The sequence below is a fragment of the Mesorhizobium sp. P2_A12 genome (genome assembly GCF_056405075.1).
In genome coordinates this window covers 1-11573 of sequence record NZ_JBFUCU010000046.1, presented here as the reverse complement: position 1 = coordinate 11573, position 11573 = coordinate 1, and the positions used below count along the sequence as shown (strand labels likewise).

Annotated in this window: 9 protein-coding genes; 6 read left to right on the top strand and 3 right to left on the bottom strand. The window is 61.9% G+C overall.

Features of this window, described 5'->3' with window-relative positions:
* The 6 genes from AC1DZU_RS34760 to AC1DZU_RS34735 form a co-directional block, all read left to right on the top strand.
* Positions 1–2384: DUF5801 repeats-in-toxin domain-containing protein (locus tag AC1DZU_RS34760; protein ID WP_477291882.1), on the top strand; the 2384-nt coding region annotated here is incomplete at its 5' end.
* 61 nt (positions 2385–2445) lie between these two features.
* Positions 2446–2817 (top strand): hypothetical protein, encoded by a 372-nt coding sequence (locus AC1DZU_RS34755; RefSeq protein ID WP_477291880.1) that lies wholly within the window; start codon positions 2446–2448, stop codon positions 2815–2817.
* Between the two features lie 140 nt (positions 2818–2957).
* The gene (locus AC1DZU_RS34750) at positions 2958–3608 is read left to right on the top strand and encodes a lytic transglycosylase domain-containing protein (RefSeq protein WP_477291878.1); all 651 of its coding nucleotides are present in this window, start codon (positions 2958–2960) and stop codon (positions 3606–3608) included.
* A 352-nt stretch (positions 3609–3960) separates the two neighbouring features.
* Positions 3961–4899: an ABC transporter substrate-binding protein gene (locus AC1DZU_RS34745; protein ID WP_477291876.1), complete on the top strand. Its 939-nt coding sequence runs from the start codon at positions 3961–3963 to the stop codon at positions 4897–4899.
* A gap of 82 nt (positions 4900–4981) precedes the next feature.
* Entirely contained in the window at positions 4982–5659 is a 678-nt protein-coding gene (locus AC1DZU_RS34740; RefSeq protein WP_477291874.1) for a thermonuclease family protein, read from the top strand.
* Positions 5660–5878: 219 nt separating this feature from the next.
* Positions 5879–6631, top strand: a complete 753-nt coding sequence (locus tag AC1DZU_RS34735; protein ID WP_477291872.1) for a GGDEF domain-containing protein — start codon at positions 5879–5881, stop codon at positions 6629–6631.
* A 21-nt stretch (positions 6632–6652) separates the two neighbouring features.
* On the opposite strand, the gene AC1DZU_RS34730 is transcribed toward AC1DZU_RS34735, so the two are convergent.
* From AC1DZU_RS34730 to AC1DZU_RS34720, 3 genes are all read right to left on the bottom strand, one after another.
* Positions 6653–8002: an HlyD family type I secretion periplasmic adaptor subunit gene (locus AC1DZU_RS34730; RefSeq protein ID WP_477291870.1), complete on the bottom strand. Its 1350-nt coding sequence runs from the start codon at positions 8000–8002 to the stop codon at positions 6653–6655.
* A complete protein-coding gene (locus AC1DZU_RS34725) occupies positions 7999–9756 on the bottom strand; it encodes a type I secretion system permease/ATPase (protein ID WP_477291884.1) in 1758 nt (585 codons plus the stop codon). The genes AC1DZU_RS34730 and AC1DZU_RS34725 overlap by 4 nt, the downstream gene beginning before the upstream one ends.
* Before the next feature lie 71 nt (positions 9757–9827).
* A partial coding sequence (locus AC1DZU_RS34720; RefSeq protein ID WP_477291868.1) for a DUF5801 repeats-in-toxin domain-containing protein occupies positions 9828–11573 on the bottom strand: 1746 nt, incomplete at its 5' end.

The window sequence follows — 11573 nt, the reverse complement described above, 5'->3', positions numbered from 1 at the left end:
AGGGCGACCATGCGATCACGCTGGTCCAGGTCGGATCGGCGATCGAGGGCCACTTCACGGATGCCGGCGGGACGCACACGGCGTTCACGGTGTCGATCGGCTCGGACGGCAAGCTGACGGTGGTGCAGAACGTCGCGCTGGAGCACCTGGTCGATGGTTCGACGGCGGCGGCCTACAACGACGCGCTGACGCTGGCCGGCAAGATCGGCGTGACGGCGACGGTGACGGATGCGGATGGCGATACGGCAAGCACCGGCGTGATCAACGTCGGCGGCGCGGTGACCTTCCTGGATGACGGCCCGTCGATCACCATCACCGGCGTAGCGCCGGCGCTAAACGTCGACGAGAGCTATCTGACCGCGGCGACCAACGGCATTGCCGGTTCGGGCGTTGGCCCGGCAGGATCGGCCACGGACACGCAGAATTTTGCCGGTGTGTTCACAGTTGTGCAGGGCGCCGACGGTGCCACCACCAGCTATGGCCTGAGCATCTCGGCTCCGGGCGTGACCACCAATCTGATCGACAGTGCCACCAACACGGCGGTGGTGCTGACCCAGAGCGGCAACACCGTGTCCGGCTATGTATCCGGGCACAGCGGTGATGTGGCCTTCCTGGTGTTCACGCTGAGCACCAACACGGCGACCGGCGCAGTAACGTTGACACAGGACCGTGCGGTGCACCAGAACACTGTCGACAACCCGACCGACAGTTCCGAAGGCATCAACCTGACCTCGGGCCTGGTAACGCTGACGGCAACGGTGACGGACAGCGACGGTGACACGGCCTCGCAGTCTATCGACCTCGGTTCCAAGTCCTCCTTCCATGACGACGGGCCCTCGCTAGGCTCCTTTACCTCGGGCACGATCCCGAACGAGGTGGGATCTGTCGCCGGCTTGTTCTCGCTGGTGCCGGGTGCCGATGGCATCGACCATTTCAGCATCACGGGACCGGCGATCACGGGCATCGTCTACAGCACAACGACCGCTGCGGATGGCGCCACGACGCTCCACGCGAATGCCGGTGCAACCGAGGTGTTTTCTCTCGCGGTAAGGCCGGACGGTACGTACGAGTTCGACCTCCTCCAGCCCAATGCGGGCACGACAATAACCTATTCGCTACAGAACCTTCCCGCTGGTGGGCCGAACTGGCGCGAAACCACCGATGGCCATATTGAGTTTTCAAGCCCAGGCGGGATCAACTCCAACAATAACGGATTTGGCGTCGCAAACACCTTCGTAGGCGGGAATGAAAGCTTCACAATGGAGTTCCATACTTCCGGAACTGGAGTCGGCGTGGATAATCCGGCCAGCACCAGTGCCGAGTTGAACGACTCCGTGAGTCTGGTGGTCAATTCGCTGAACGGTGGTGGGGGAACCTACCACTGGGTTGCGACCAACACTCTCACCAATGTAACCACGTCCGGTGACATATCCATCACGGCAACCGGAACATTCGTGATTGATCCGTCTATCAGCTTCAACCAATTGCAGGTCAGCGCGGTCAACGTTTCAGGGCAAGGCGCTCAGTTCTCGAACATCTCCCTCACGCATAACGTTTTGCCTCAGGATCAGAACTTGGCCTTTACAGTCTCCGCGACCGACAAGGATGGCGATACCACTGGCACGCAGTCACTCGCCATTCACGTGGTCGCGGGAGATGGGTCCAACAACTTCGCCCTTACCGGAACAGCTGGTAACGACGTGATCGCTGGAAGCACGCACACCGACACGATCTCTGGCGGGGCCGGAACCGACATCGTCGACTATACCGGCAGCGTAGCAGCCGTTTCGATCCATTTGGCTGACGACGGACATGCAGCCGGGGCACCGGTAACATTCATCAACCCGGGACTTGGCACCATCGGCGGCGGCGATGCCACCGGCGATACCCTTACCGGCATCGAGGGCCTTATCGGTGGTTCTGGCGATGACTATCTGTTCGGAAACCTGGCAGCCAACTATCTTGCGGGCGGCGGTGGCAACGACACTCTCAATGGTGGCGCAGGCAATGACACGCTGATCGGCGGCGCGGGCAACGACGTCCTGATCGGCGGTGCAGGCCAGGATACAATGACCGGCGGCGCCGGAGCCGACACGTTCAAGCTCGACAGTCTGGACATCAAGGACCTGATCACCGACTACAATGGCGGTCAGGGTGACAAGATCGACCTTACGGCCCTGTTCGACTCGACTCCTGCGAATGTCGGCAACTTCGTGAACTACGATGCGGGCACGGGCACGCTCAGTGTCGACACCAGTGGTTCGGGAAATCCGGCCAATTTTGTCGAAGTGGCCCAGCTGACAAACCACCCCGTCGCCAGCACGATCACGCTGCTCTACGACGACGGCGTAACCCAGCACACGACGACGGCAAACCAGGTTTAACGGCATGGCGCTCGGTCGCGCGACTATGTTATACATTGCTAATATCGAGGGGAGCTCATCCATGAATCGTTCTGCAAGACTGCTGGTTTCCGCTGCGACGCTGTTGCTGGCAGTCGGGTCGACGGGTTATGCCGCCGACATCATCGAAGGTCCCTCGGTCGACTATTGTCGCGTCGCCGGGACGTCCAACCTGGTCCTGACCGACAACATCGTCGACCTCAAGGACCAGGTGGTCAAGCTGATGGACGAGTCGGTCGCGGTCGCCAACAGCTCGGAATGGATCAACTCGTCCCGGCCGGTCTTCGTCTGGGCGTCGGAGGCCAAGGTCGCTTGCGGTATGGCCTACGGCTACCTGAAAACCAACTATCGCGACGAAGATACCCTCAACAAATGCGAGTGTTTTCACGATCGCATGGTCGAGTACATGCACTGACCGGATAAGCGAACCGACGCCTGTTGGCCATCATGATAGCCGACGGATCCTCTTTAGGGGCGATCGCCGCAGCGATCGCATTGGTCGGTTTTGGCCAGACTGTCACGCCGGCCCGTGCCAACTGGCTGGAGCGACCTTCCGTGGAACAACGGCAGCCGTCCGAGTTGACGCGGCCGACGCACTGTGACGCGGCTACGCAGTGGACCCGGCAGACCTTCAAGGCGTTTGCGAGCTGTCAGGCATCGATCTATGGACTGGAGCCGGTGCTGGCTCATGCGGTGATAGAGATCGAAAGCGGGTTCGATCCTGACGTGCAGGGCGCCGACGGCGAAGTCGGCCTGATGCAGGTGATGCCCGCGACGGCGCGAATGCTCGGCTTTCGAGGCTCCCTCGACGAGCTGAGCGCGCCGGCGACCAACATCGCGCTTGGGGTCAAATATCTTGCCCAGGCCAACAAGCTGGCCGCGGGCGACCTGTGCACCACCGTCATGAAATATCGCGCCGGGCACAATGAAAGCCGGTTCTCGGCACTTTCGGTCCGCTACTGCCAACGCGCGCGGGCAATCCTGGCAAGGCAAGGGATTGAAGTGACCGGGCCATTGCCGGTGGCGACATTCGGCTTCTCCGCATTTTCGTCGGGAGGAGAGGGTGGGACTCCAGCCCAGGGAAAAGGCGTTTGCGTGCGCCGCGTGTTCGTGCCCGGGCCACGATACATGAAATGCGCCGACTATCGGACTGCCGGACAAGCAAGGCAGATCAAGGCGCTTAGAGCCAGGCTTTTCGAAGGCTAAAGAAAATACAGACGGCACGGCAAGTCCGCCGTAACATGCGTTGAAGACCAGACCGGGAAGAATACCCGGCGGCACATTGGGTGGAGCAATCATGGAATCTGGCCGACAAGGCCGCTGTCCGCGGACATGGGCAATCGCGTTTGCGCTCGCCACGACATTGTCAGGCTGCCAGTCGAAAGGCGGTGTTTCCGAAGTGCTCGATCCGGCGGCGATTGCCGCGCCTGGCGGGCAGACTGCCGACACGGGTGCCGGTCCTGCCCAGGCGACCCAGTCGCTGGGCACCGGGTCGACAAAAATCACGATGTTGCTGCCATTGTCGGCTCCCGGAACGGCAGGGGAAAACGGCAGGAAGATGCTCGATGCCGCCAAGCTGGCGATGACGGATGTTGGCAATGGATTGCTTACGCTGACGGTAGAGGACACGAAAGGCGACAGCGCACAGGCCGGCAAATTGGCGATAAGTGCGATAACGACGGGGTCGAAAGTGGTCATCGGCCCAGCTGAACTGCCGGCAGCCCAGCATATTGCCACGCTGTCGGGGTCGAAGCGTCCACCGGTGCTTGCGCTTGCCGACAATTTCGCAGGCGGCGCCGGTGTTTATGCCGTGCGCCTCAGCGAAGCCGACAGTGCCGCGGCGGGCGCTGCGGGGCTCGCTGCCAAAGGCGGCAAGAAGTTCGTGTTGCTTGTCGCGGAAGGCTCGAACGCCAGCGCCGTGGAGAAGCGGGTCGCCAACGGCCTCAGCATCTATGGTGCGACGCTCGCGGTCACTGTCCCGTATTCGGCCAGCGACGGTGGCGCGAAGGCTGTCGACGAAATGGGCTCGCTCGTGGACACTCCCGACGCCGTGATCGTCGCCAATGGCGACGGCAGCCCATCGCCTATCCTTGCCGCCCTTAGATCGAAGGGCATTCCGGGAAAGGCAATTTCCGTCGTCGGAACCAACCGGTGGCTGGAGCACCCCATGGATCCGCTGTTTGAGGGGGCATATATCGCCACGCTCGATCAGCGCGAAACCGGACCGATCGCCGACCGCTTCAGGGCGACATACAACTACCCGGCCGACGTCAATGTGGCCTATGCTTATGATATGGTTGCGCTGACAGCAGGGGTTGCCAGTGCGGTCGGGCCCGACGGCTTCAGCAAGCAGGTTCTCGAAAGTCCAAACGGGTTTCGTGGGTCGACAGGTCTGTTTCGGTTTCGGGCTGACGGATCCAGTGAACGATCGATGCCGTTTTACCAGATTCAAAAGGGCGCGCTCAAACTGGTTGCAAAATCAACGTCGGGTTTCTGATCGGCTTAGGGAACCCGGTCAATCTGATGGACAGACTGGCTGATGGGTAGACGGGCTGATGGTTAGATTGGGCCGCAGCCGCTTGGCGATCGCGCTGGGAAGCCTCCTGCTTCTGGCCGGGGTTCTGCTGATCATTCAGGCCGGGGCTTTGCTTTCGGTCGATCGGCCGGTCCTTGCTCCTTCGCAAAATAGCGGTACGCAGCCGACCCGAGTGGATGCATCCATCGTCGAAGAATACCGACGAGAACCCGCGTGCAAGATTGCTCAAGACCTCATCGCTCCACCACAGCTTGATCCCGTGCAACTCGAACGGGTCGAGCCCCGTCCGCCGCTCACCGATCTTGGTCTGGCTGTGCCCCCAAAGACACCGATGCCGGACGATTGGCGGGAGGTGCTGCTCTTTCGCCCGGCTGCCGCAACGTCCGCGATCTTCGAATCCATGGGCCGGACAGTAATCATCAGCGGGGTGCAGGGCATCGACCTCGACAGAACCTGTTCGTTTCACGATGTCACCTGGCCTTGCGGCGCGCGCGCGCGTGCCGCCTTCAATTCCTGGGTTAGGGGACGCGCGCTGAAATGCTTCGTGCCGCCGGACGTCGAGCGTTTTGCCATCGCAGCCCCGTGCAGGCTGGGCAAGCAGGACGTCGGCGCCTGGCTTGTGTCCAACGGCTGGGCCACGGCGTTGCCGAGTGGCATCTATGGCAAAGCGCAAGTGACTGCCCAGGGCGCGGGGATGGGCATTTTCGGTCCGCCACAATAGGCTGCGAGACTCAAAGAACCGGAGCAGCGTTCGCCGAGGCCGCCGTTGATTGTTCAGCGGCGGTCGGCATTCCATTGATTAACCTTTAGCGCGCAAATTTCCGGGGCAAGCCGGTTGCTTGAACAGTATCGGGTCTCATAGTTCAAATTGTATGCTTCTCGGAAACTGAAAATGCTGTACGCCGGCTCTATGCTGGCTGATCTGACAGGAGATTAGCCAATGGCACAAACCACCGCGACCGCCTCCGCGCAGGCATGGAGAAGCGCCGCATGGCTGACCTTTCTAGGAACAGCCGGGAGCCTCGGTCTTTCCCTGGGCTTCAACTATCTGCTCTTGTTCAGCGACGCGTTCACGCCGTTCGGGCGCAGCATGATGACAGCCGTGCTGCTGCCCGTGGTCATTGGTCTGCCGCTTTTCGTACTGATCGGCTGGCAGCAGATCCAAATCCGCAGCTGCCGTCAGGAACTCAACAGGTCCGGAACCTATGACAGGTTGACAGGCTGTCTGAACGGGCCGGTTTTCACGTCGATGGTCGAAAGAAGAGCAACAAGGCCATCGGCGCCGGGACCACGCTCGGGCGCCTTCCTGGTCATTCATTCGGAACATCTACGGTCCATCAACCTGCGCTTTGGCCTTGAATGGGGCGACGAGGCTTTGCGGCTCATAGCCACAACCATACAATCATCAGTGCGCGCGGATGATCTGGTTGGACGCATAGGGACTTCCATGTTCGGGGTCTTCCTCTCAGGCGCGACCGAAGCAGAAGCCAAGGAAATCGGCGAGCGTATCCGCACGCGTGTCGCGCAAGTCTATTTCGCACCAAAGGGAACCGAGGATGCCCTGACCATCAAGGTCGGTGGTGTGATGTTTGAGCAAGAGATGGAGTTCGCGGACATGTTTCAGTTCGCCGAACAGGGGGTGTCAGACACCCAGGATGACGCCGGGTTTGAATTGAAGCATCTCAACAGCTGACACCCTCCGGGCAGCCTAAGGCTATTTTTCCCGCATCGCGCGGCGGAAGTTCTGCGTGATCGGCTCGGCAAGGTAAGAGAGCACGGTGCGAGCACCCGTCCGGATCATCGCCTCGCTCGACATGCCGGGCAGCAGCTTACGGCCCTCCAGCTTGGCGAGTTCGCTCTTGTCGATCAACACGGTCGCGGCGAAGTACGGTGCCCCGCTGCGTTCCTCCACCATGCGGTCGGCCGACACGATCTCCACGACGCCGTCGAGTGGCGGCAGGTTGTAGCGGGCGAAGGCCGGGAAGCTGACGCGCGCGAGCTGTCCGGGGGCGATCGTCTCGACATCCTCTGGTTTGACCATAGCCTCGACCACGAGTTGCTGTCCGAGCGGCACGACGGTCATCAATGTCTCACCGGGTTTCACGACACCACCCGCCGTGTGGACCTTCAGGTCCATGACGATGCCGTCAACCGGTGCGACGACATTAGTACGGGTAAGCACGTCCTTGGCGGAACGCTCCTGCTGTCTGAGGTCAAACAACTCCGTCTCGACCTTGCTCAACTCCTCGACGGCTTCGTTCAGCCGCACTGTGCCGAGGTTCAAGATTTGCATGTCAATCTCGGCCATGGCGCTTCTGGCACGAGCGATTGCTGCGGTGTTGGTGGCGCGCTCCCCCTCGATCACCCGCTGTTGTCGTCTGAGCAACAGGTTCCGCTCGCGGGTGGTCAGCCCCTTCTTGAGCAGGCCCTCAAGGTCTTTGCTTTCACCCTCGATCGCCTCGATCTGTTTGTCCTCGGTGACGACAAGCTCCTCCAGTCCCTTTATCTCGTCCTCGGTCTGGTGACGGCGCTGGCCGAGAATTTCCCGCTCGTCCTTCAAGTTGTGGTGCTTTGCCGCGAACACGTCACGCTGTGCGGCCACCGCGTCCCTTGCGGCGGTGTCGGGGTTTGCGAGCAACGCGGGATCGAACTCGATCTCGGCTTTGTCGTCGCGCTCGGCCCTGAGACGCGCGGCCAGCGCATCACGCGTTGCTATCCGGTTCTGGATCAGGTCGAGCTGTGCCTTCGCCTGTGTGTTGTCGAGTCGGATGAGAACCTTGCCCGCCTTGACGATATCACCGTTGGCGGCGTTCAGCTCCGCGATGATGCCGCCCTCGAGGTGCTGGATGAGCTTGCGGTCGCCGGCGACCTTGATAACGCCCGGTGCCACCGCGGCGCTGTCCAAAGGCGCCAGCGCCGCCCAGCCGCCGGCGACGCCGAAGAACAGGAACATGATCGCGAACCCGGTGCACGTCACGCCCGCGAGACGCAGGGGTAACGGTTCCAGCAGGGACGGTGGCGGGACGGGTAGCGGCACGACGTTCAATTCCGGGGAACGGCTCATGCTTCTTTGACTTCCTTGACCACTTCGAGGGTTGGCTGGACTGCCATTGGCAGCTGGGTCACCTTGCGGGCGCGGTTGGCGAGTTCGTTGAAGACATAGTCGCGCGGGCCGAAGAGGTCTTGCTGGCCGCGGTTGAGGACCAGCACCTTGTCGACCTTCTCCAGGATGTTCGGTCGGTGCGCGATCAGGACGATGGTCGTGCCCGCCACCTTGACCGCGCTGAGGGCTGCGATCAATGCGTCCTCGCCATCGCGGTCGAGGTTGGAATTGGGCTCGTCCAGTATAAGGAGTGGCGGGTCGCCGTAGAGTGCCCGCGCCAGGCCGATGCGTTGGCGCTGCCCGCCTGACAGCACCGCGCCGGATTCGCCGATCTCGGTGGCATAACCCTTAGGCAGCCGCTTGATCAGTTCGTGAACTCCCGCCAACTGCGCGGCCTTGACCACGTTGTTGAAGACCGGTGGGTTGAGCTGCGCGAAGCGGCAGATGTTTTCGGCGACGGTACCGGCGAAGAGCTCGATGTCCTGCGGCAGGTAACCGACATGATGACCACGGTCCTCCGCGGCCCATTGGGCAACGTCCATGCCGTCCAGCAACGCACGCCCCCCGGATGGACGCCAGGCACCGGCCAATATTCGCGCCAGGCTCGTCTTGCCGGCCGCGCTCGGGCCGATCAACGCCATTGCTTCACCCGGATTGAGCCGGAAGCTGATCCCTTTCAGAATCGGGTCACCACCCTGTCGGGCAAGCACGAGGTCGTCGGCCTCAAACCGCCCCTTCGGTCGTGGCAGTGGCAGAACCGGTGTGGCCTCCGGGTGCTGTCCGGCGACTGCGGTGAGACGCCGGTAAGCGGCACGCGCTCCGACCGTGGCCTTCCATGTGGCGATCGCTTGCTCGACCGGGGACAAGGCGCGACCCATGAGGATCGAGGCGGAGATCATGATGCCGGCCGAGGCCTCGTTGCGAACCACCAGATAGGCACCAAGGCCCAGTATGGCCATTTGCAGGGCCAGCCGGTGACAGCGCGCTATGGCCGCGATGACGCCGCCACGGTTGGCGGCAAGGACTTGTCCCTTGTTCGCCTCGTCCTGCTGCGCCTTCCAGCCCTCCAGCAGTGGCTTTAACATGCCCATCGCCTGCACGACCTCGGCGTTTCGGATCGCAGCTTCAGCCTGCGTGTATGCCCGCGACTGTGCGCTTGCGGCCTCGGTCAACGGCTTGCGCGTGAGGTATTCGTTGAGCACCGCCAAGGCGAAGAGTACGACCCCGCCGACCAGCGCCAACCAACCCAGCCAAGGGTGCATGAGGAATATGGCGGCGAAAAACAAAGGTGCCCAGGGCGCGTCGAGGATAGGGAAGATGCTCGGGCTCGTGAAGAAATTCCGCACTTGATCCAGGTCGCGCAGCGGACGGGCGTTGGCATGCCCGGGCGCCGAGGCGGCATATTCCACCGATGCGGTCAGCAGAACTGGTGCCAACCGCGCGTTCATCCACGATCCGACCTTGGCCAGAAGGCGCCCGCGCACCACTTCCAGCCCCGCCATTGCGGCGAGTGCCGCTGCCGCCATCAGCGATAGCATCACCAGCGTCTCCAGGCTGTGGCTGGACAACACCCGGTGGTAGACTTGGAGCATGTAAAGCGCCCCGGTCAGCATCAGCACGTTGATGCCGGCACTGAACCAGATAAGCGGCCGGATGGCACGTCTGGCCTCTTTCATCACCACTTGCAGGGCAGGGGGCTGTTGGTTGGCTTTCATCATTTATATCTCTGCGTGCTTCGTGCGCAGATGGCGGGAGGCAACCTTCGCTGCCTCCCGTCGCTCAGTGATCAGGCGACGACGTCAACGGGTATGTGCTGCGTCCCCGTCGTATCGGCGTCCGCGTCCGCGATCTGGAACGCGAAGTCGAGGTTGGCATTCAACGTCCCGGAGGTCGTCTGTACGAAGCCGATGTCCACGATCTTGAGGACATCGTTGTCCTGCGCCTCCCAAGCTTGCGTACCACTGCTTGCGCCTTCGACCGGGATGGTGTTGGGGTTGTCGGTGATCCCGTTCAGGTTAATCGCAGATCCTGCCAGCCCGTTGCCGGATTGCATGATCTGCATCCCCTGAATTTTGAAGTTCTCGCCGGCGGCGAGGTTGTAGTCGTTGCTCTCGATAATGAGGAGGGCGTCGTTGTTGTCGAGCGTGAACTCGCTGTTGTACGGGGACGGCACACCACCGGTCGAAAGCTTGAAGAAGTCTTGGTTCTCGACGAAGATCGACCTCGTGGTTTTGACGTCGTCGGCGGTGGATGCTGTGCCTTTGTCATCGATCAGGTCGAGGACCACGATAAGGTCCTCGGAGTTCCCGATACCGTCGAACTTGACGGCGACGCCGGACACAAAGTCTGTCGGGGTGGTTTTCTCTGTACCACCACCGGGGGCACCGGGGTTCACGTCCCCGAGAATGTTTTCGTTGAAGAACCGCAGCGTCAGCAGTTCGTTCTTTTGGATCGTGTCACCCGCGACACCGTTCGTGGATTGAGTTGCCGACACCCAGTCCTCGAAGCTGCTGGTGACGAACTGGCCATTGTTATAGGCCGTGTCGAGAGGTGGTCCGTCCGATGCACCGTCACCCGTGCCGTTGAAACCGAAAGGAGAGCCGGCAGGGTTCGTGTTCGCTGTGAACTGCACATAGAACCCGTTGGTGTCGGTCGTACCGTTGTTGAGGTCAAGTTCCGTCACCACGAGTTCCGGGTGTCCGGTGTTACCGGGAGGTGCCTTGCGCAACAGTTCGGAGGTATGCAGCACGTTGAAGCTGAACCCGTCGATCGGGTCCGTCAGCGTGATGCTGTAGGTATCGGCGGCCTTGTCGAAGGTCAGGGTGCCGCCCGCCGTGGCATCCTGCACGCCAGCCGTGATCGGGTCCTTGTCATAGTGGAACGAGAAGGTGAACGTTGCACTGGCGGCGTCCTCCGACGTCAGTGTCGCCACGGCTTGGGTAATGCCGGGGGTGCCGGGATTATCGACCGTGCCGGTCAAGCTGATCTGGACACCGGCGAGGGCTGCGTTGGTGTCGACAAAGTCGGAACCACCGCCCGTGTAGAATGCAGCGTTGTGACTGTCTTTGCCGATGTCGTACCCGAAGGCTCCGCTAGCCGTTGCGTTCAGCACGTTGTGCAGGGTCTCGTGCTCGATAGCTGGGGTACCGGGGTCACCGTCGAACGGCACCGTGATCGTCGGGCCGTCGTCCTGGAACTGCACGGCATCGCCGATACCGGTCGAACTGGTCGCTGTGTCGCCGTCACCGTCGGTGACCGTCACCACCGCCAGCAACGCGCTGTCGGTGATGTTGACCGACTCGTCGTGGCTGGCCCCCGGGGTCGGATGAAGGATCGAGGCATACTGCGCCACGCTGACGACGCCGGTGGTGCTGTTGATCGCGACGGCGAACGCCGCCGCCCCGGCGGCTGAGCCGATGCGGCCGACCACCAGGTTGCCTTCCTTGAACAGGAGGATGCTTGTGCCGTCGGTCGTGTCGAGGCCGGAATCCACCCCTGCGGCGGACACCGCCAGCGAGAACGCCGTCGTCCC

Excerpts from the sequence above, each read along its gene's own strand:
- AC1DZU_RS34755 (WP_477291880.1), top strand. The coding sequence starts at position 2,446 with ATGAATCGTTCTGCAAGACTGCTGGTTTCCGCTGCGACGCTGTTGCTG.
- AC1DZU_RS34725 (WP_477291884.1), bottom strand. The coding sequence starts at position 9,756 with ATGAAAGCCAACCAACAGCCCCCTGCCCTGCAAGTGGTGATGAAAGAG.
- AC1DZU_RS34745 (WP_477291876.1), top strand. The coding sequence starts at position 3,961 with ATGCTCGATGCCGCCAAGCTGGCGATGACGGATGTTGGCAATGGATTG.
- AC1DZU_RS34730 (WP_477291870.1), bottom strand. The coding sequence starts at position 8,002 with ATGAGCCGTTCCCCGGAATTGAACGTCGTGCCGCTACCCGTCCCGCCA.
- AC1DZU_RS34735 (WP_477291872.1), top strand. The coding sequence starts at position 5,879 with ATGGCACAAACCACCGCGACCGCCTCCGCGCAGGCATGGAGAAGCGCC.